Source organism: Accumulibacter sp., assembly GCF_031732815.1.
Taxonomy (GTDB): Bacteria; Pseudomonadota; Gammaproteobacteria; order Burkholderiales; family Rhodocyclaceae; genus Accumulibacter.
This window is the reverse complement of record NZ_JAVMKF010000078.1, coordinates 16,319-36,982: the sequence shown is the minus strand read 5'-3', so window position 1 is coordinate 36,982 and position 20,664 is coordinate 16,319. Positions and strand designations below refer to the sequence as shown.

At 65.2% G+C, this 20,664-nt stretch carries 16 protein-coding genes; 12 read left to right on the top strand and 4 right to left on the bottom strand.

Annotation, left to right across the window (positions count from 1 at the left end; translation table 11 throughout):
* On the top strand, positions 1 to 441 hold a 441-nt coding region (locus RKP46_RS06580; protein ID WP_311105903.1), incomplete at its 5' end, for an Rrf2 family transcriptional regulator.
* A gap of 150 nt (positions 442 to 591) precedes the next feature.
* A complete protein-coding gene (locus RKP46_RS06575) occupies positions 592 to 2,859 on the top strand; it encodes a nitric-oxide reductase large subunit (RefSeq protein ID WP_311105902.1) in 2,268 nt (755 codons plus the stop codon).
* A 280-nt stretch (positions 2,860 to 3,139) separates the two neighbouring features.
* On the opposite strand, the gene RKP46_RS06570 is transcribed toward RKP46_RS06575, so the two are convergent.
* Positions 3,140 to 5,434 carry a TonB-dependent receptor domain-containing protein gene (locus RKP46_RS06570; protein WP_311105901.1) on the bottom strand — a complete coding sequence of 765 codons (2,295 nt, stop codon included), beginning with the start codon at positions 5,432 to 5,434 and terminating at the stop codon, positions 3,140 to 3,142.
* A gap of 190 nt (positions 5,435 to 5,624) precedes the next feature.
* Positions 5,625 to 6,863 carry a phospholipase D-like domain-containing protein gene (locus tag RKP46_RS06565; RefSeq protein ID WP_311105900.1) on the bottom strand — a complete coding sequence of 413 codons (1,239 nt, stop codon included), beginning with the start codon at positions 6,861 to 6,863 and terminating at the stop codon, positions 5,625 to 5,627.
* Between the two features lie 426 nt (positions 6,864 to 7,289).
* On the opposite strand from RKP46_RS06565, the gene RKP46_RS06560 reads away from it, so the two are divergent.
* The 5 genes from RKP46_RS06560 to RKP46_RS06540 all read left to right on the top strand — a co-directional run bounded on the left by RKP46_RS06560 (position 7,290) and on the right by RKP46_RS06540 (position 15,409).
* On the top strand, positions 7,290 to 7,706 hold the full coding sequence (locus RKP46_RS06560; RefSeq protein WP_311105899.1) for a hypothetical protein: 417 nt from the start codon (positions 7,290 to 7,292) through the stop codon (positions 7,704 to 7,706).
* Between the two features lie 113 nt (positions 7,707 to 7,819).
* Complete coding sequence (locus RKP46_RS06555) at positions 7,820 to 9,106, top strand: TolC family protein (protein ID WP_311105898.1); 1,287 nt, start codon at positions 7,820 to 7,822, stop codon at positions 9,104 to 9,106.
* Positions 9,103 to 10,515, top strand: coding sequence for an efflux RND transporter periplasmic adaptor subunit (locus RKP46_RS06550; protein WP_311105897.1), 1,413 nt, complete (start codon positions 9,103 to 9,105; stop codon positions 10,513 to 10,515). Before RKP46_RS06555 ends, RKP46_RS06550 begins: the two co-directional genes overlap by 4 nt.
* A gap of 1 nt (position 10,516) precedes the next feature.
* On the top strand, positions 10,517 to 13,642 hold the full coding sequence (locus RKP46_RS06545; RefSeq protein WP_311105896.1) for a CusA/CzcA family heavy metal efflux RND transporter: 3,126 nt from the start codon (positions 10,517 to 10,519) through the stop codon (positions 13,640 to 13,642).
* A 153-nt stretch (positions 13,643 to 13,795) separates the two neighbouring features.
* Positions 13,796 to 15,409 (top strand): methyl-accepting chemotaxis protein, encoded by a 1,614-nt coding sequence (locus tag RKP46_RS06540; RefSeq protein WP_311105895.1) that lies wholly within the window; start codon positions 13,796 to 13,798, stop codon positions 15,407 to 15,409.
* 147 nt (positions 15,410 to 15,556) lie between these two features.
* Here the strand turns inward: RKP46_RS06540 and RKP46_RS06535 are convergent, their stop codons facing one another.
* Together RKP46_RS06535 and xseA are read right to left on the bottom strand one after the other, a co-directional pair.
* Positions 15,557 to 16,144, bottom strand: coding sequence for a Fe-Mn family superoxide dismutase (locus RKP46_RS06535; RefSeq protein ID WP_311105894.1), 588 nt, complete (start codon positions 16,142 to 16,144; stop codon positions 15,557 to 15,559).
* A 162-nt stretch (positions 16,145 to 16,306) separates the two neighbouring features.
* On the bottom strand, positions 16,307 to 17,716 hold the full coding sequence (gene xseA / locus RKP46_RS06530) for an exodeoxyribonuclease VII large subunit (RefSeq protein ID WP_409194113.1): 1,410 nt from the start codon (positions 17,714 to 17,716) through the stop codon (positions 16,307 to 16,309).
* 257 nt (positions 17,717 to 17,973) lie between these two features.
* Between xseA and RKP46_RS06525 the strand changes: the two genes are divergently transcribed.
* The 5 genes from RKP46_RS06525 to kdsB form a co-directional block, all read left to right on the top strand.
* Positions 17,974 to 18,582 (top strand): MotA/TolQ/ExbB proton channel family protein, encoded by a 609-nt coding sequence (locus tag RKP46_RS06525; RefSeq protein ID WP_311105892.1) that lies wholly within the window; start codon positions 17,974 to 17,976, stop codon positions 18,580 to 18,582.
* Between the two features lie 8 nt (positions 18,583 to 18,590).
* Positions 18,591 to 19,007 carry a biopolymer transporter ExbD gene (locus tag RKP46_RS06520; RefSeq protein ID WP_311105891.1) on the top strand — a complete coding sequence of 139 codons (417 nt, stop codon included), beginning with the start codon at positions 18,591 to 18,593 and terminating at the stop codon, positions 19,005 to 19,007.
* Positions 19,007 to 20,053 (top strand): tetraacyldisaccharide 4'-kinase, encoded by a 1,047-nt coding sequence (gene lpxK, locus RKP46_RS06515; protein ID WP_311105890.1) that lies wholly within the window; start codon positions 19,007 to 19,009, stop codon positions 20,051 to 20,053. The genes RKP46_RS06520 and lpxK overlap by 1 nt, the downstream gene beginning before the upstream one ends.
* Positions 20,034 to 20,210: a Trm112 family protein gene (locus RKP46_RS06510; RefSeq protein WP_311105889.1), complete on the top strand. Its 177-nt coding sequence runs from the start codon at positions 20,034 to 20,036 to the stop codon at positions 20,208 to 20,210. Before lpxK ends, RKP46_RS06510 begins: the two co-directional genes overlap by 20 nt.
* Positions 20,207 to 20,664 (top strand): 3-deoxy-manno-octulosonate cytidylyltransferase (kdsB, locus tag RKP46_RS06505; protein ID WP_409194111.1); only part of this gene is annotated, 458 nt, incomplete at its 3' end. The genes RKP46_RS06510 and kdsB, both read left to right, overlap by 4 nt.

Genomic DNA, 20,664 nt, shown 5'->3' with positions numbered 1-20,664 from the left:
TTCATGTATATCACCCAGCACACCGATTTCGCCCTGCGCGCCCTGATCTATCTCGGCAGCAACACGGACCGACTGGTTACCATCCAGGAGATCTCTGATCGCTTCGCCGTCTCGCGAAACCACCTGATGAAGGTGGTCAACGCGCTGATCCGGGCCGGCTTCGTCGAGGGCTTGCGCGGCAAGGGCGGTGGCCTGCGCCTTGCCCGTCCGCCGCGTCAGATCGTCGTTGGCGAGGTGGTGCGCCAGATGGAACCGTGCATGGATCTCGTCGAGTGTTTCGCTGCCGAGGGCTGTCAGTGCATTCTCGATCCCGGCTGCAAGCTGAAAGTCGGCCTTTCCAGGGCGCTGGCCGCCTTCCTCAAGGTGCTCGACGAGATGACGCTGGCCGATCTCGTCGGCAGGAGCGAGCGCAGCATCCTCACCTTCTTCCCTGTCGCCTGATCCACCGGCATTCCGGATGACCCCATTGCGGCAGCTTGCCGCAAAAGATGCATAGCAGTTGCATCTTTCAAGGGCTTCGAATAATATCCCTCCTAAAAGATGCATAGAAAACTCTTCTTATGCTGTTCATCAACCACGAAAGGAAACGCCATGCACGCCACACGCAAGCTCTGGACCTGGCTGGCGGTGATCTTTGTCCTCTCCTTCGCCGCGCTTGGCTGGGTCGGGAACGAGATCTACGTCAGCGCCCCGCCGATTCCCAGGGCCGTCGTCAACTCGAAGGGCGAAGTCCTCTTCGCCGAAGGCAGCGTCCAGCGCGGCCAGGAGGCCTGGCTCGCCGCCGGGGGCCAGCAGTTCGGCTCGGTCTGGGGCCACGGCTCCTACCTGGCGCCGGACTGGTCGGCCGATTGGCTGCATCGCGAGGCGATCGCGCTGCGCGAGATTCGTGCGCAGCAACAGCACGGCACCGGCTACGCCCACCTGCAGGCCGGCCAGCAGGCGGCCCTCGACGCCGAGCTGAAGAGCGAGATGCGCCGCAACACGCACGACGCGGCTACGAACGTCGTCACCCTGTCCGCCGAACGCGCCGAGGCCGTGCAGCAGGTCGCACAGCACTACGTCGACCTCTTCAGTGACGAAGCTTCGCTCGCCGCTCTGCGCGAGCAGTACGCGATGTTGCCCGGGGTGCTCAAGCTCGCCGAAGACCGCGAGGCGCTGTCCGCCTTCTTCTTCTGGAGCGCCTGGTCGGCGACCACCGATCGCCCGGGCGAGAGCGGGCTTTCCTACACCAGCAACTGGCCGCACGAGCCGCTGGTCGGCAACACGCCGACCGCCGGCACCGGCATCTGGTCGATCGCCAGCGTCATCCTGATGATCGGCGCCATCGCCGGCATGATCTTCTTCCATTCGCGCCATGAGCAAAGCGACCCGCTGCCGCCGAAGACCGACCCGCTGTTCAGCCTGAAGCCGACGCCGTCGATGCTGGCGACGCGGAAGTACTTCTTCGTGGTGATTGCGCTGATCCTGGCCCAGGTCGGCATGGGTGTGCTCACCGCGCACTACGCGGTCGAAGGCACCGCGCTGTTCGGCATCCCGATCGGCGAGATTCTGCCCTTCACGGTCAGCCGCACCATCCACACGCAGTTTGCCGTGCTCTGGATCGCCACCGCCTGGCTTGCCACCGGCCTCTACATTGCGCCGGCGATCTCCGGCCATGAGCCGAAGTATCAGAAGCTTGGCGTGAACCTGCTGTTCTACGCGCTGCTCTTCATCGTCGCCGGATCCACCGCCACCGGTTGGGTCGGCAGCCTGCACAACCCGGGCAACGAATTCGCTTTCTGGATCGGCAACCAGGGCCTCGAGTTCACCAGCATGGGCCGCGTCTGGCAGATCCTGCTCTTCGTCGGCCTGCTCATCTGGGTGGCGCTGCTCGCTCGTGGCTTGTGGCCGGCGCTGAAGACACCTTCGGAATCGCGCGGCCTGATCGCCATGGTCTTCCTCTCCGCGCTGTGCATCGGCGGCTTCTACGCGACCTCGCTGGCTTGGGGCCGCCAAACGCACTACTCGATGATCGAGTACTGGCGCTGGTGGCTGGTGCACCTCTGGGTCGAAGGCTTTTTCGAAGTGTTCGCCACCGCCGTCATCGCACTCCTGTTCACCCGTCTTGGCCTGGTTCGCGCTGCCGCCGCCAACACCGCCATCGTTGCCGAGACCATCGTCTTCCTGTTTGGCGGCATCCTCGGCACGCTGCACCATCTCTACTTCACCGGCACACCGACCTCGGTGATCGCCATCGGCGCAATGTTCTCGGCGCTGGAAGTGGTGCCGCTGGCGATGATCGGCGTCGAGGCGTGGCGCAACTACCAGCGTTCGCAGGCGGCCGAATGGGTGGCTGCCTACAAGTGGCCGATTCTATGCTTCATCGCAGTCGGCTTCTGGAACGTGGTCGGGGCAGGCCTGCTCGGTTTCTCGATCAACACGCCGATCGCGCTGTACTACATGCAGGGCATGAATATGACCGCAGCGCACGGTCACGCGGCGCTGTTCGGGGTGTACGGCATGCTCGGCATCGGCCTCATGCTCTTCTGCCTGCGCGGCCTTTTCCCGCGTGCCGCATGGTCCGATCGGCTGCTCGCCGGAACCTTCTGGTCGCTGAACATCGGTCTGGCGATGATGGTCTTCATGTCGCTGGTGCCCGCCGGCATCGGCCAAGCATGGGCCAGCATCACGCACGGCGTCTGGTTCGCCCGTTCGCCCGAGTTCGTGCATGGCGCGCTGATGGAGGGCTTCGTCTGGGCACGCGTGCCGGGTGACATCGTCTTCGCGTTCGGCACGCTGTTCCTCGCGCTGTTTGCCTGCAAGCTGCTTGGTGCGCGCAAGGCAGCGCCGGTTGCCGGCGGCGTGCGCCAGATCGCCTGAGCCATACGGTTTGGCCGATGCGCAATCGGTCGCAGGAAACCGTTGCTTACACCTTTCTCTCTTGGCCCGGCCCTGTGCCGGGCACCTTTCAGCGCTGTCCTGACCCCTTCAGCCTGGAGTTTTCTTTCACATTGACCGATTTGCCTGAGACGGTATGGTCGAGCTTCCGCCAGCGGAGATTGACGACCTGGTCAGAGGCAGGCGACGCGTCCATTCGGCGAACATACACATACCGCTTTCTTGCCCCGCTCGACCAGCCCGCGCGCGGCGCGCGACGGTATCACAGCTTGACGCTGATCCCGGCGTAAAACGAGCGCCCCATACCCGGAAGCCCGATCCCCCAGGGGACGGCGTTGATGCTCATGGTGGTCCCCTGACCAAGGTATGCACCGCCAAGCGGCTGGACATAGAACTTGTCGAACACGTTGTCGATGCCGAAATCGACGCGCACGTCCTTCCAGGTGTGGCTGGCGCGCAGATTCACCAGGCTGTAGCCCGGCGTCCGGATTTCATTGCGCGCGTCTGCCACCTTGTCCTTTCGTTTTACCGTCACAAGCTCAACGGCATTGTCCCAGCCGCCCAGGGTATGCGTCAGGCTGAGTCGGGCGTTGAGCGGCATGATGTTGTACAGGGAATCGCCGGTGTCGCGGTTCCTGCCGTTGGTATAGCCGAGCTTGCCCTTGACGGCGAAGCTGCCAAGTGCTGTTGCGGCGAGCGGAGCGTGTCCGGAGAGGTCGACGCCGACCAGGCGCGCCGCCTGGTTGGCATATTGCAGGACGACGAAACTGTTGCTGCTAGTCGCGTTGGCCGGTGTGCATGATGCGCCGCTGGTGCAGCGCAGCGCGTCGATGTAATCGCTCACCCGGGTGTAATACGGCGTCGCGGTCAACGCCCAGCTTCGATCGTCGGCGTGCCAATCGAGCGTAGCGCTCAGCGTCCAGGCCTTTTCGGGTTTCAGATCGAGATTCCCGAGGTAGCCGTTGCCGTCGCCAGCGAAGTTGTTCATCACCGCCGCCATCGACCAGGTCGACCACGTATAGCGCTCGTAAAGATTGGGTGAGCGCACCTTGTGTGCGAAGCCGAACTCGAGGTCGACAGCGCGATTCGGCACATGCCGGGCAAGCGCCGTCATCTCCCAGTTGTGGTCGGTCCGCGCATGCTTGCGCGCGTTGAAGGCGTTGGCGTCGGCATACTGATTGCCCGTCGCGCCGCTGGCCGTGCTGTAGCCTTGCACCATGTCCGCGTCCATGCGAACGCGTTCGTAGCGTACGCCGAGAAGCGTCGTCCAGCGCGCATTCAAGCGTCCTTCCCATTCGGCGAAGGCGCCCAGGCGATCGCGCTGGCCGTTGTTGATGTTCCAGAACGTCCCCGGCCACATGCCAGCCCCGGACGGTGGCCACCAGTCATCGAGACGGTAGCGTTGCTGATCGACGCCGACGCGCAGCAGATCCTGCGGGCTCAGATCGATCGCGGCGTGCACTGAGGCGCCGAGGTTGCTGCTCTCGCTTTCCATCGGCATGCCGGCTGCACAGTTGACGCCAATCGGCGAACACGGCGTGGCGAAGGCAGCGGTCGGGCCGCCAGTGGCTGTGCCATACCAGAACCTCTTGTCGGTGCCGAAATCCATCTTGTGCCGGACGCTTTCGCGGTAGGCCCGTGCTTCCAGGCTTCCCCAGGCAAACTGCCCTTGGTACTGCAGGTTTGCCCGCTGCTGACGGTTGTCGGTCATGTCCATGCGCTGGTTCGGGTAAAGCTGCTCGGGAACGTTCTGCCAGCCGAACTTGAGGTCGATCAGGTGGTTCTCGTGGCGCAGGGCCAGGCCGAGCGCCTGGCTGGCGGTCCGGTACGCGCTCGATCCGACTTCGTCGAGCGCCAGCCGGTGGCCGGCGCGCCCCGTTTCGCGCGTCGTCTTGAACGCTTGTCCCGCGCGGTAGTTGTCGGACTCGGCGTAGGCCGCTTGGTAGCCGACACTCAGTTGGTCGCTGGCCAGCGTCGCGGCAAGATTGCCGCCGAAGGCACCGCCGTTCGAGCGATAGTAGGCGCCGAACTCGCCGCTGTTGAGCAGAACGTCGCGCGCGGCGGCAAAGCGTGGCGGCCGCGACTTGACGATGATCGTACTGCCGATACTGTCGCCACCGGCGCTGACCGGCGGCAGCGCGCTGTGCACGGTCAGGCTGCCGACCTGGCTTGGCTCGATGTAGGACAGCGGCGGATTCATGTGGTTGGGGCAGGTGGAGATCAAGTCCATTCCGTCGAGCTTGATGCGGTGACGATCATCGGCCAGACCATGAATCACCGGCAGACTGGAAACGCCACCCCCCGCCTGCAGGTCGACGCCGGGGATGTCGCGCAACAGGCTGGCCGTGTCGCTCGTCGCCGCGCGCATCTGGCGCAGGCGAGCGGGCGTGAGCGAAAGCGCTGCCGGCACAGACTGGATCTTCGAGTCGCTGACGACGATGTCGCCGAGCATCGGGGCGTCCGACTCGCCTCGCTCGGCTGCTTCGGCACTCGCCATTCCCGAACAGGCAAGGGCAACGGCCAGCGCCACACGGCGCGGCCGGTGAAAATCCAACATCTTCTCTCCTCGGGTGAGTCGGCGGCCGCCGGGATGGCTGCCGCGCTGATCAGTCGCCGATGGTAGGTTGCTGGACGCTCGTCGGGAATGTGACATGGGGTCGCACAGCCGCGCCTGCAGATGCTGCACTCGTGACCGATCGGGCGATTCCGGCGGGGGTCGGCCGGTGACCAATGCGAAGCGGTAAGGGCTAGAGGAGTTCGAGCAGGCGGAACTCTTCGCTCTCGGCAATCCGGATCACATCGCCGGCACACAGCCAGGTGGTTCCGTGGACCCGCTCGCCGTTCAGGAAAGTGCCGTTGCCGCTGTAGAGATCGGTGATTCGGCAACTCCCCTTGTCGAGCGTGATCAGCGCGTGGTGTCGGCTCACCGGCGCGTCGCTGATCACCACATCGTTTTCCGGCGCCCGGCCAAGGCTGGTCACGCCCTCGCGCAATTCATGGCGGGCGAGGGCGTTGGTCCGCGAGACGAGCACGAAACCGCTTTTTGTGGCTCGCCCCGGCGAGACTGGCAGATCCTTCGGCAGCCTGATCAGTTGCGTATCGGTGCTGTCGAAAGACGGCGTCTTGTGCTCCCAGTCGCTGGCAAAAACCGCGCTCAGCCGACGCAGGACCTCGCGGTCATCGACCGTGATCGATAGCTCGCGGCGCCGGTCGAGACTCTCGGTGCGCAGGTTCATGCTGCCGATGATGGCCGTCGCACCGTCGATGATCACGCACTTGGCGTGCAGCTTGTAGCGTGGCACCGCGCGGAATTCGATTTCCCCGGGCAAGATGTTGCCGTGCTCCTCGTCGCCGAGAACGCGAACCTGAACGCCAGCTTTCGCCTTGTCGACGAGCAGGCGCACGATCGCCGGGTCGGTCAGTTTGGCATCGGCGATCTGAATCGAGGTGCGTGCGCTGCCCAGCAACTGCTCGATTCTTTGCCGGCTGTTGAACGGGCTGATCAGCAGGGGGAGCGCCTCGTCCGGCGTGAAGCTGCGGTCGTTCCAGTCGGCCGCAAAGAGCCGGTCGATCTCGCTGGCGATCGCCGGATCGTGCGTTTCGACGCCGAAGTCGCGCGTGTAGTGCAGGTTCTCGCGCGTCGGATTGAAGGTGAAGACGAACGCCTGTTCGGCATCCACCGTCATCACTTTGTAGTGATAACGCGCTCGCTTGCTGTCGCCGGCGGGTTCACGGGTGGCGATTCCGGCTTCCTTGGCGTCCTTGAGCAGCTTGCGATTCTTCTCTTCCCAGCCGCGCGCACTGCTCGCGATCAGCACGCGAATGCGTACGCCGCGTCGGCGAGCGTCGACCAGGGCGAGCTGGATGATCGGGTCATCCATCCGGTAGACGGTCAGATTGATCGTACGTACCGCCCGGTCGACGGCGCGCACGATCGGGAAAAAGCTGTCGCCTGGTTGAACGATGAGCGAGATCTTCTGCAGCATGACGAGTTCCTGGGTTCGCCGCGTCAGAGCGAAGGCAAGCCTTCGCCCTGACCTGACGGCCGTACGCGACGCAGCCGTCGCCACGCTACGACGCGCGTCGTGTCGGCAGAACCGGCGCGCCGCGCGCGAGTGCTACCACCTGCAGATTGTAAGCGAGGAGCGCGCCGGCTGAAACCGTCGGCGCCGCCGCGGCCTGGGAAAGTCGCGCTCGACGGCGCCACCCAGAGCGATGGCCGGGCGCGGGCGCGCTGCCAGTGGTTAAAGGCAGAGTTTGACGATGCAGCTTGTCGACCATTGGCCAGCGAGCTAATGCGCAAGACACTCAGAGCGCGCTCGCGTTCGCGCTGCATCGCTCGCCTGCCCGCGCGATCCTTGTGGCAACCGATTCAACCGGTTGGCAGAGGATTTGCGCTTGACGGGCGCGCCGTGTGCGGCATAGACTCCATCGCCTGCCTTTCCTTTCTTCTCCGTTTGCCCCCCTTGCGCAAGTTCATCGCCTTTCTGCTTGCCCTCGTGCTGCCGCTGCAAACGCTGGCCGGGCTGGCCATGCCGTGGCAGGTGGCTGCGCCGTCGTCGGGCGCGCAGGTTGGCACGCACTGCACGGCCGATGCTGTGGCTGCTGCCAGCGACGCGCAGCTCGACGACGCGTCGACCGCGGCCGGCGAAGCGTCGTGCGAGCATTGCGCGATCTGTCACCTGGCGGGCGCCGGCGTGCTGCCCGCTTCGGCGCGAGTCCCGACCGGTGGGCCGCGGCAGTCGGTCCTGGTTGTCCGCGGTGAAGCGCAACCCGCTTCACACCTGCCGGAAGAGCCCAACCCACCGCCTGTCGCCATTCGCTTCTGACAGCGAAGGCTCTTCTCGCCTTTCTCCCTGCCTGATTGCCGCCGGCACTCGCTGCGAGTCGCCTGGTCGGCCAACGGTCGGCTGGTCTGCCACAACTCGGTGACGCAACGAACATGGATATTTTCTCGCGCAGACTGAGCGCACTTTGCCTGCTGCTCGCTACGGCGCTTGCTTCGGCGCAAGCACCCGACATTCCCTCGGCAGGACTTCCCGGTTCGCGGGTCGACGAACTGCTGGTGCTCGCGCGTCGGCAGAATGCTGATCTGGCGGCCAGCGGTTTCGAACTCGAAGCGGCCCAGGCGCGCGTGCACTCGGCTGCTGCGCTGCCCGACCCGATCGGCCGGCTCGAACTGCGTGACGTCACCAACCGGGCCGACAATGGCAGCTTTAATCTGTTGCCGGGGCGCGTCGGGAGCACCAGATATACCCTCGCCCAGACGTTTCCCTGGTGGGGCAAGCGCGACCTGAAAAGGCAGGTCGCCGAGGCCGACGCAGCGCAGGCCGAGGCGCGTCGGGCCAGTGCATGGAGCGAACTGGCGGCGAAAGTGAAGACGGGTTTTGCCCAATACTATCTGGCCGGGCACAGCCTGCAGCTCAACGGCGAACTGCTGCGCCTGGCCGAGACGCTCGAACGGCTCGCGCAGGCGCGCTACGCCGGCGGACTCGCAGCGCAGCAGGACGTCATCCGGGCGCAGGTCGAGAAGAGCAACTTGCGCGGCGAACGCCTGCGCCTGGAGAGCGAATCCCGGCAGACGGCGGCGCGCCTGAACGGGCTGCTGCGCCGACCGCCGACAGCACCCTTGGCCGAGGCCCGTGTCCTGCGTCCGCTGCCGTCGGCCGAGCAGCTCGCCGACGGCGCGTTGAGCGCGCGTCTGCTCGCCGCCAATCCGCAGCTTGCCGCGCAGGAGGCTCAGCTCCTGGCGGCCGAGACGAGTGGCGAGCTGGTGCGCAAGAATCGCTATCCGGATGTGACGATCGGCGTTTCGCCGATCCAGGTGGGCAGTCGCGTTGCCGAATGGGAACTGATGTTCGAGGTGAACATTCCGCTTGCGCGGGAAAGTCGCCGGGCGCAGGAAAGCGAAGCGCTGGCCTTGGCTGCTGCCGCGCGCGCGCGCAAGGAGGCGGTGGCCAACCAGGTCGCCGCCGATCTGGCCGAGAACGTCGCGGCACTGGAAGCAGCGCGCCGCCTCGAACAACTGATCGCCAGTGCCTTGCTGCCGCAAGCCGAAATCGCTTTCAAGGCGGCGCTCGCCGGCTACGAGACGGGCCGGCTCGATTTTGCAACCTTGCTCGAAACCCAGCGACAGATCCGGCAGGCCAGACTGGATCGCCTGCGCGCGCAAACCGAGGCGCAGATTCGCCTGGCCGAAATCGAACGCTTGCTCGGGGAGGATCTATGAACAGACAGTTGGTCGTCGGCGGTTTGTTGATCGCGCTCGCCGCGCTTGCCGGCGGCTACCAGTGGGGCAGCCGCAGTGGCGAAGCGAGCGGCGACAAGGAAACTCCCGCAGCGGCGGCGAGCAGCAAGCCGGCGCGCAAGCTGCTCTACTACCGCAATCCGATGGGCTTGCCCGACACCTCGCCGGTGCCCAGGAAGGATTCCATGGGGATGGACTACATCGCGGTTTACGCCGGCGACGAAACGTCGCCGGCAGGCGAAGCCGGCGTGTCGATCAGCAGCGACAAAGTGCAGAAGCTGGGCGTGCGAACCGAGCTTGCCGCCTTGCGCGAATTGCCGCGCAGCGTGCGCGCGGCTGGCCGCATCGAGGTCGATGAGCGACGCTTGTACGCTGTTTCGACCCGCTTCGACGGCTGGATCGAAAAACTGCACGTTGCCGCTGGTGGTCAGCCGGTGGTGCGCGGTCAGCCGCTGGCCGAGGTGTACAGCCCCGAACTCGTTTCGGCGCAGAAGGAATATCTGCTCGCCGTGCACGGCAAGCAGGCGCTCGCCGAGGCGGGAGCCGAGGCGCAACGCAGCATGCAGCAACTGGCCGAGGCCAGTCTGGCGCGCTTGCGCAACTGGGAGATCTCGGCCGAGCAGATCAGCCGCCTGCGCGCGGGCGGCGAGGCGCAGCGCCTGCTGACGCTGCGCTCGCCGGCGGCGGGGGTGGTCGTCGACAAGAAGGCCGTTGCCGGCATGCGCTTTAGCGCCGGCGAGATGCTCTATCAGGTGGCCGACCTGTCCTCCGTCTGGGCCATCGCCGACGTTTTCGAGCAGGACATCGCGCACCTACGCGTCGGCCAACCGGCGACGGTGCGTATCAACGCCTTTCCCGACAAGGTGTTTACCGGCCGGGTCGCCTACATTTACCCGATGCTCAAGGCGGAGACGCGCAGCGTGCCGGTACGCGTCGAGTTGGCGAACCCGGGCGGTCTGCTCCGGCCGGCGATGTATGCCACGCTCGAACTGTCGGCGAGCAGTTCAGGGCGTGTGCTGACCGTGCCGGTCTCGGCCGTGATCGACAGCGGCGTGCGCCGCATCGTCCTCGTGCAGAGCGGCGAGGGGCGTTTCTCGCCGCGCGTCGTGCGCCTGGGGACACGCGCCGGTGAGCATGTCGAGGTGATTGACGGGCTGAGGGCGGGCGAGGCCGTCGTCGTCGCAGCGAATTTCCTGATCGACGCGGAAAGCAACCTGCAGGCGGCAATCAGTGGCTTTGGCCGAGCCGCTGAAGGCAGCGCGCTGCCTGCCGACCATTCCCAGCACGCTGCACCGCCGGCCGCCCCGGCCGCCCCGGCCGCTCCCGGCGGGCACGCCGGACACAGTGGGCACGCGGCTGGCGGCGGGCACAGCGACCACGCGGGGCACTGAGATGCTCAATGCAATCATCGACTGGTCGGCGCGCCACCGTCTGCTGGTGCTGCTGGCGACCGCCTGCGTCGTCCTGGCGGGGATCTTCGCCGTGCTCCGGACGCCGATCGACGCGCTGCCCGATCTCTCCGACGTGCAGGTCATCGTCTACACGGAGTATCCCGGCCAGGCGCCGCAGGTGGTCGAGGATCAGGTCACCTACTCGTTGACGACGGCGCTGCTCGCCGTGCCCCGATCGCGCGTCGTGCGCGGCTTCTCGTTTTTCGGCGCGTCCTTCGTTTACGTCATTTTCGCCGATGGAACGGACATTTACTGGGCGCGTTCGCGCGTCCTCGAAGCGCTCAACGCGGCAGCCGGACGCATGCCGAAAGGCGTCGTGCCGCAGATCGGGCCGGATAGCAGCGGGGTTGGCTGGGTCTATCAATATGCCTTGCTGGCCAGGGACAAGACGCTGGCCGAACTGCGCACGATCCAGGACTGGTACCTGCGCTATCCGCTCAGCAAGGCGGCTGGCGTGGCCGAGGTGGCTTCACTCGGCGGCTTCGTACAAACCTACCAGGTGACGGTCGATCCCGACAAGCTGCGCGCCTACGGCATTCCCTTGATGAAGGTGGCGCAGGTGATCCGCGATTCGAACCGCGATGTCGGCGGTCGCGTCGTCGAGATGGCGGAGACCGAGTACATGGTGCGTGGCCGAGGCTATCTGCGTGGCCGTGAGGACATCGAGCAACTCGCGGTCAAGGCCGCGGGCGGAACGCCGGTGCTCATCCGCGACATTGCGCGCGTCGAACTCGCTCCCGACGAAAGGCGTGGAGTCAGCGAACTGAACGGTGAAGGCGAAGTCGTTTCGGGAATCGTCATGGCGCGCTACGGCGAGAACGCGCTGGCCGTGATCGAGAACGTCAAGGCAAGGATAGGCGAGGCGGCGTCAGGTTTGCCGGCCGGGGTCAGCGTCGACACGGTCTATGACCGCTCACAGTTGATCGAGCGCGCCATCCGCACGCTGCAGACGACCTTGCTCGAGGAGTCGGCGATCGTCGCACTCGTCTGCATCGCTTTCCTGCTGCACGTCCGCAGTGCGCTGGTCGCCATCCTGATGCTGCCGGTTGGCTTGCTCATTGCCTTCATCGCCATGCGCCTGCTCGGCATGAACTCCAATCTGATGAGCCTGGGCGGTCTGGCCATCGCCATTGGTGCCATGATCGACGCGGCCATCGTCATGATCGAGAACGCGCACAAGCACCTCGAGCGACTGCCGCCGACGGCCGACACGCAGCAGCGGAGCGAGGCGATCATTGCCGCTGGCAAGGAAGTCGGTCCGGCGCTTTTCTTCTCGCTGCTGATCATCACGATTTCCTTCCTCCCGGTGTTTACGCTCGAAGCGCAGGAGGGCCGCCTGTTCGCCCCGCTGGCGTGGACCAAGACCTTCGCCATGGCTGGTGCGGCGTGGCTTTCGCTGACCCTGGTACCGGTCCTGATGTTGCTCTTCATTCGCGGGCGGATTCTGCCCGAGGCGCGCAATCCGGTGAACCGCTGGTTGATCTTCGTCTATCGGCCGGTGATTGCCTGGGTTCTGCGGCGCAAGGCGTTCACCGTCGTTCTTGCCGGCGTTGCGCTGGTGCTCAGCTTCTGGCCGGCTGCTCGGCTGGGTTCCGAGTTCATGCCGACGCTCAACGAAGGTACGCTCTTCTACATGCCGGCTTCGCTGCCCGGCATGTCGATCACCAAAGCGGCCGAACTCCTGCAGACGCAGAACAAGATCATCAAGCGCTTTCCCGAGGTGGCGTCGGTCTATGGCAAGGCTGGGCGCGCCAACACGGCAACCGATCCGGCGCCGACCGAGATGTTCGAGACGATCATCAACCTCAAACCCGAGAGCGAATGGCGTGCGGGAATGACGATCGACAAGCTGGTCAGCGAGCTCGACCAGGCGCTGCAGTTTCCCGGTGTCGCCAACTCGTGGACGATGCCGATCAAGGCGCGCATCGACATGTTGTCGACCGGCATCCGGACGCCGATCGGCATCAAGGTCTTCGGCAACGACCTGAACGAGCTGGAACGGCTGGCGAAAGCGATCGAGGTCGCCGTCAAACGAGTTCCCGGCACGACCAGCGCCTTCGCCGAGCGGATCACCGGCGGCTATTACCTCGATATCGATCCGCAGCGTGATCAACTCGCGCGCTACGGCCTGGCCGTCGGCGACCTGCTGGCGGTAGTCGGCAGCGCGCTGGGCGGCGAAATGCTGACCACGACCGTCGAAGGCCGCGAGCGTTTTGCTGTCACCATGCGCTATCCGCGCGAACTGCGCGGCGATGCCGAAAGCATGGCACGCGAGGTCCTCGTGCCGACCATGGACGGCGCGATGATTCCGCTCGGGCAACTGGCGCGCGTTGCGATCGTCAAGGGGGCACCGGCGATACGCACGGAAAACGCGCTGCTCGCCGCCTACATCTACGTCGACCTGCGCGGCCGCGACATCGGCGGCTACGTTGCCGAGGCGAAGCGCGCAGTTGCCGAACAGGTCAGTTTTCCACCTGGCTACTACCTGACGTGGAGCGGCCAGTTCGAGTATCTCGAGCGGGCAATCGACAAGATGAAGATTGTCGTTCCGGTGACGCTGCTGAGCATCTTCTTCCTGCTTTATCTCAACTTTGGTCGGCTGAGCGAAACCTTTATCGTCATGCTCTCGATTCCCTTTGCCCTGGTCGGCGGCGTCTGGCTGATTTGGCTGCTGGATTACAACCTGAGCGTCGCGGTTGCCGTCGGCTTCATTGCCCTTGCCGGCGTTGCCGCGGAGACCGGGGTCGTCATGCTCATCTATCTCCAGCAGGCCTGGGCGGCAGCGCAGCAGGTAGCGCTTGCGGCCGGCCGCCAGCCGCTGCCGGCGGATCTCGCGGCAGCGGTGATGGAAGGCGCCGTCGAACGCGTGCGGCCGAAGATGATGACAGTGGTCGCGATCATGGCCGGCCTGCTGCCGATCATGTGGGGTAGCGGCACCGGGTCGGAAGTCATGCGCCGGATCGCCGCGCCGATGGTTGGCGGCATGCTGTCGTCTACGCTCCTCACGCTGGTCGTCATTCCAGCCCTCTACACTCTCGTCCAGGAGTACCGCTTGCGTCGCCGGTGAGCGCCGCCCTGCACGCCTGACTGGCCGGGCCAAGGAGGGCGCGTTCAGGGCGCTGCTCTTGTTCCACATAAAATCATTGAATTGACAATCGATTTGTGGTAGGGCAAAGTGTATCGGGGGGAATTTGGACAGGTTTTTAAGGAGGAGACGGGGATGAAGATCAGGACGCTTCTGTGGAGCGGCTTTGGCGCCGTGATTGTCGTCATGACGACGCTGGTCGCCTTTGCCATCGTCCAGTTCCAGATCGTCGACGGGCACGTCGATGACATCGTGCGCGCCGGGCGCAACGAGTCGTTGGCGCGTGAAATCGCCGAGGGCGTCAACGCCATGCGCCGCTACCAGTTGAATGCCCTGGTGGTCGCGGCCGACGAGCGCGGCAAGGAACTCGAGCGCGTTGCCGCCACCGGCAAGGCGAACGAGCGTTTGGCCGAGGAACTCGAGCAGTCGCAGCGGCGCGCCGAAACACGCGAGCTCGCCGGCACGATGCGGGCGCTCAACGCGCGCTACACGCAGAGCAACGAGCAGGTCGTCAAGCTTGCCAAGGAAGACGAGCTACTCGCCATGCAGAGCCTGATTCAGGGCGAGGCGCGCGGTATACAGCGCGAACTTTCCGCCGCAAGCGAGCGCTTCATCGAGCTGCAGCAGGAAAGCAAGGCGCAGGAGGAAAAGGAAGCCGCCGGCGCGCACGCGCTCGCTGAAAACCTGATGTCGGGGCTCTTGCTGCTGGCGATCGTCCTCGCCGTCGGCATCGCGTTTGTCGTCAACCGCCGAATTGCCGGGCAACTCGGCGGTGAGCCGGAAGACGTACGCCAGCTCGTCCAGCGGATTGCCAGCGGCGATCTGCGGCAGGATCTGCAGTTGCGGGTGAACGATACGCAGAGCCTGATGGCGCATCAGCAGCACATGCAGACCCATCTGCGCGCGCTGTTGCAGGACATCACAGCGACCGTCGAGCGTACCGAAGGCGCTGCGCAATCGCTGGCCAGTTCAGCCCAGCAGGCGGCGGCAGCATCGGGGATGACGAGCGAGTCGGCGACCTCGATGGCGGCGGTCGTCGAAGAAATGTCGGTCAGCATCAGCCAGGTTGCAGAAAGCGCCCGCGACGCCTTGAAAACCGCCAACGAGGCGGCCAGCTTGTCTGACAGCGGGGGCGGTGTCATCGAAGACGCGACCAGCGAAATCAACCGGATTGCCGATACCGTCCGGCGGACTTCCAGGGCGATCAGCGTGCTTGACGAAAGCTCGGCGAAGATCTCGACGGTCGTTCAGGTGATCAAGGAAGTGGCCGATCAGACCAACCTGCTGGCCCTCAACGCGGCGATCGAGGCGGCTCGCGCGGGCGAGTCAGGCCGCGGTTTCGCCGTCGTCGCCGACGAAGTGCGCAAGCTTGCCGAGCGCACGGGCAAGGCGACCAGCGAGATCAATGCGATGGTGGTAAGGATTCAGGAGGAGACGCACAACTCACTCACCTCAATGGATACCGCCGTGCACCAGGTCGACCGCGGGGTCGAGCTGGCTGGTGCGGCGGGTGCGGCAATCCGCAGCATTCGCGCGAGTGTCGACCAGGTGCTGGCGGTCGTGAACGAGATCGGCCGCGCCATCGAAGAACAGTCGATTGCCAGTCAGCAGATCGCGCAGCGCGTCGAGCAGGTTGCCCAGGCGTCGGAGGAGAACAACGTGGCGGCGAAGGGAACGGCCGGTGCCGCAAAAACGCTCAGCGAATTGGCCGTTGGCCTGCGCGGTACGGTCGCTCAGTTCCGAACCTGAGCGCCGGATCGGCTGCTCGTCGACGCCTGGCTCAGGACAGTGGGCAGGAGAGTGGGCAGGAGAGCGTCAAAGGCCGGCCGCGTGTACCTCCCGCCCGCCGCGCGCTGACAGACGGGTCGTGCAGTCTGCCAGGCGACGCCTGAACGTCTAGCCGCCGTAGTTCGCTTCGGCAAAGCGCCAGTTGGCCAGCTTGGCCAGGAAGGTCTCGACGAATTTTGGCCGCAGATTGCGGTAATCAATGTAATACGCGTGCTCCCAGACGTCGATGCAGAGGAGCGCCTTGTCGCCAGTGGTCAACGGCGTTCCGGCCGCTCCCATATTGACGATGTCGACCGATCCATCCGGTTTTCTGACCAGCCAGGTCCAGGCTGAACCGAAGTTGCCGACTGCTGACGCCTGGAAGGCCTTGGCGAAGTCGGCAAAACTGCCCCATTTGGCGTCGATTGCCGCGGCCAGCGCTCCGCTCGGAGCGCCACCGCCGTTCGGGCTCAGGCAATTCCAGAAGAAGGTGTGGTTCCAGATTTGCGCAGCGTTGTTGTAGATGCCGCCGGCGGGCGCCTTGGTGACAATCGCTTCGAGCTCGAGCGCTTCGTATTCGGTTCCCTTGATCAAATTGTTGAGATTGGTGACATAGGCCTGATGGTGCTTGCCATGGTGGAATTCAAGCGTCTCCTGCGACATGTGCGGGGCGAGCGCATCGCTGGCAAAGGGAAGTTGCGGCAACAGATGTTCCATTTGTCGTTCTCCGTGAGGGTCATTCGTTATGCGGGAAAGCAGGTGCTACAGGAAGATGAGACCAAACCAGCCATGCGCCAGCCGGACAGCGCATGGCACAGGCCAAAGCCGACCAGACCGACGTCGGGTCAAGCGCTACCGCTGTCCTCAGGTGGCGGGATTCTAGTCGGGGTGCCAAGCGCTGACAATGGTCCGGCCATCAGGCGCCTGGCCGCTGTCGTGCTGCAGTGCCAGGACGCGCGCGGCGAAGCGTCCTCGCCCGAGGAAGACAGCGACGCGCTGCTTAGGTTCCAGCGCCCTGCTGTCATTCACCAGGCGCCCCTGCTCGTCGGCAACCATGGCGTAGCCGCGCGCGAGCACCGCCGTCGGGTTGAGATGGGCGAGGCCGTCGGCCAAGCGAGCAAGCTCGTTGTGCTTGTCGTGCACGGTCTTCTGGCGGGCGGCCACGAGGCGTTCGGCAATTCGCTCCAGCTCGGTACGCAGGCGCGTGGGATCGGGTCGGCTGATGAGCAGGCGGCGGCGGCCGTCGGCGAGCGCGCCAGTGGCTTGCGCAAGAGCTTGCCGCATGCCCAGCCGGAGGTCTTTGTGGTGCTGCTGGAGGATCTGGCGCCGACGCGCGACGAGGTCAAGCGGGTGTTGCAGGCGCCGGGCGAGCCAGTCGAGTTGCTGGCCATGCGCTTCGATCCGACGGGCAAGCGAGCGCTGCAGGCTTGCCCGCTGGGTCGCCAGGCGGGCGAGTAGCGCGCCTCGCTCGGGAACGGCCAGTTCGGCCGCCGCGGTCGGTGTAGGTGCGCGTTGGTCGGCGGCGAAATCGGCAATCGTAAAGTCGGTTTCGTGGCCGATTCCGCTGACTACCGGCAGCGGACTGGAACGGATGGCGCGCGCCACCGCCTCGTCGTTGAACGCCCAGAGGTCCTCCATGCTGCCTCCGCCGCGACAAACGATCAGGACGTCGCATTCGCCACGCTGACCCGCGCACTCGATCGCGCGGGCGATCAGCAGCCCGGCGCCTTCACCCTGCACCGGGCTTGGGTAGAGAACAATCCCGACCTGCGGCGCGCGTCGTTCAAGTGTGCTCAGCACATCACGCAAAGCGGCCGCTTGCGGCGAGGTGACGATGCCGACGCGCCGCGGGAAGGCGGGCAACGGCCGCTTGCCTGCGGGCGAAAACAGTCCTTCGCGCTCGAGTTTGTCCTTCAAGCGCAGGAAGCGCTCGAAAAGGCTGCCGGCACCCGCTTGGCGGGCCGCTTCGACATTGAGCTGGAAATCGCCACGCGGCTCGTAAAGCGTGACCAGGACGCGCGCCTCGATGTGCTGACCGTTCTCGAGTCGCCAGCCAAGGAGTTGCGCCCGGCTGCGGAACATGACGCAGCGGGCCTGGGCCGAACTGTCCTTGAGCGAGAAGTAGACGTGTCCGGACGCGGCGTAGCTGAGATTCGACACTTCACCAGCGACCCAGCAAAGCGGAAAGGCTGCTTCCAGCCGCTCGCGCGCCAGGCGATTGAGCAGCGAAATCGGAATCGGCGCGGTCGGCTGGGCGAGACTGGCGGCGTCTGGCAGGGTGTCGAACATTGGTGCATTGTACATTGGACGGTCTGCCGCCCATTGCCGATCCGGCAGCGTTCGCGCAGCTCCCTGCCCGACTTTTGGGCAGAGCGGCGAAGAGCCTTGTGGAATCGCAACTTAGCTGATTCACCAACAGGCTGAGCGAGCGCTTGTCCACAACCTGCCGGGATAGCTTGGCCGACTTGCCGACGGAGCGGGGCTTGCTGCCGGCGCTGACGCAGGCTAAAGTGCCACGTTTCTGTTGACATCCTTTGGGGAAAACCGTGTTTGCCATCGTACAGGCTGCTGGCTGGCCAATCTGGCCTCTGCTGTTGGCGTCGGTGATTGCCGTTGCCTTGATCATTGAGCGCTCGCTGGCCTTGCGGCGCGCCAGAGTCGTTCCCTCAGGCCTGCTCCAGAGGGTGGTCGCGGAATACCGGAAGAACGGCGCGAGCATGGCGATGGCCGACGAACTGGACGCGCATTCGCCGCTCGGACGCGTGCTCGGTGCAGGTCTGCGCAATGTCGGCAGTTCGCGCGATATCATGCGCGACGCCATCGAGGAAGTCGGCAGTGTCGTTGCGCACGATCTGCAGCGCTACCTGACGACACTCGGTACGATCGCTTCGATCAGCCCGTTGATGGGCCTGTTCGGCACCGTCGTCGGCATGATCGAAATCTTCGGCTCGCAGGCGCCGAGCGGCAGCAACCCGATCCAGCTGGCGCATGGGATCTCGGTGGCCCTGTACAACACCGGCTTTGGTTTGCTGATCGCGATTCCGAGCATGATCTTCTGGCGCCATTTCCGCGCGCTGGTCGACGGTTTCATCATCGAGATGCAGCAGCAGGCGGTACGCCTGGTCGAGGTTCTGCACGGCGAACGCTCGTCCTGAGACCGCCGATGAACTTCCGACGTGGGCGCAGCGGCGACGAGCCCGAGATCAATCTGATTCCGCTGATCGATGTCCTTCTGGTGATCATCATCTTCCTCATGTTGACCACCACCTATGCCAAGTTCTCCGGCCTCGAGATCAATCTGCCGACCGCCGAGGCCAGCAAACAGAACGAGCAACCAAACGAGATCAACGTGGTGGTGACCGCTGCCGGGCAGGTCCTGGTCAACAAGGCGCCGCTGGCGGCGGCGACTCCACCGACGATCAGCGAAGCCTTGCGGCGTGCCGCCGGCGAAGCCCGGGATCCAGTCGTGGTCATCAATGCTGACGCCAAGGCGACTCATCAAAGCGTCGTAGACATCATGCAGGCGGCGCAGAGCGCCGGCCTGGTGCGGATTTCGTTCGCCACGCAAGCCCCGCCCTGATGCTTTTCGGCGGCCTCGCGCAGCGTCTTGCGCGCTGGTGGTATGAACCTCGTCTGCGCGCGCCGCTTTATCTGCTGCTGCCGGTTGCCTCGCTTTATGGTGCTCTCGCCGGCCTACGACGGGTGGCCTATCGTTGCGGCTGGCTGCGCGCCTGCCGTCTGCCGGTACCGGTCATTGTCATCGGCAACTTGACCGTCGGCGGGAGCGGCAAGACGCCTCTTGTTCTCTGGCTCGTTCAGCGCCTGCGCGCCAGCGGCTGGCGGCCAGGGATCGTCAGCCGCGGTTACGGTGGGCGCAGCGGGCAGATCCTGGCGGTTGCGCCGGACTCGCCCTGCGCGCTCGTCGGGGACGAGCCCTTGCTGCTCGCCCGGCGCAGCGGCGTGCCGGTCTTCATTGGCCGCGATCGTGTGGCTGCCGCTCAGGCACTGCTCTCTGCGCACGCCGATTGCAACGTGATCGTCTCGGATGACGGCTTGCAGCACTATCGCCTGCAGCGCTCGATCGAATTGGTCGTCTTCGACGAGCGCGGCCATGGCAACTGCCGGCTGTTGCCGGCCGGTCCCCTGCGCGAGCCGCTGCGGCGGCTGCGCCAGGCCACTGCCGTGGTCTGGAACGGCGGCCTGCCCGAGGTCTTGCCGGATGCGGCGCAGGCGTTGCCAAATTTTGCCATGCGGCTGGTTGGCGAGCGTTTCGTGGCGGCGAACGGTGAGTTGCGCAGTTGCACTGCTGCCGACTGGTCGGGGCGCAAGATCTATGCGCTCGCCGGGATCGGCAATCCGCAGCGCTTTTTCCGGCATCTGGAGGCACTCGGCCTGCAGGTGGACGCTCGCGCCTTTGCCGACCACCATCCTTACAGCGCTGCCGATCTCCTTTTCGCGCGCGATGGTGTCCTGCTGATGACCGAGAAAGATGCGGTAAAATGCGCCGCATACGTCTCCGCAGACGCCTGGGTGCTGCCGGTTGAGGCGGTCATCAGTGGCACTGAGCGTCACGCCGACCTGTTCGAGACGATACTGGAGAAACTCCATGGATGCTCGTCTGCTTGATATCCTCGTCTGCCCGGTGTGCAAAGCGAATCTCGAGTACCGCAAGGCGCAGTCGGAACTGGTATGCAAGCCTTGCAAGATCGCTTTTCCGATCCGCGACGGAATCCCGATCATGCTGCCGGATGAGGCGCGCGCGGTGACCGGCGAGGCGGATTGAAGCTGGCCGCTGGCGTGCCGTTCAAGGTCGTCATCCCGGCGCGCTACGGGTCAACACGACTGCCTGCCAAGCCCTTGCTGGATCTGGGCGGGAAACCGATGGTTGTGCGGGTCGCCGAGCGCGCGCTGCTCTCGACGGCGGATGAAGTGGTCATCGCGACCGACCATCCAGAGGTGCTGGCGGCCGCCGAGCGGCACGGCATGCGCGCTATCCTGACGGCTGCCGGGCACGCCACCGGCACTGATCGTCTGGCCGAAGTCGTCGAACGCTTCGCTTGGGACGATGAGACGATGGTCGTCAATGTGCAGGGTGACGAGCCGCTGATCGACCCGCAACTGATCGAACAGACCGCCGCGCGTCTGGCGGCGAGTGGCGCCGACATGGCAACGGTTGCCCACCCACTGAGCGATGCGGGCGATTTCTTCAACCCGAACGTGGTCAAGGTCGTCTGTGC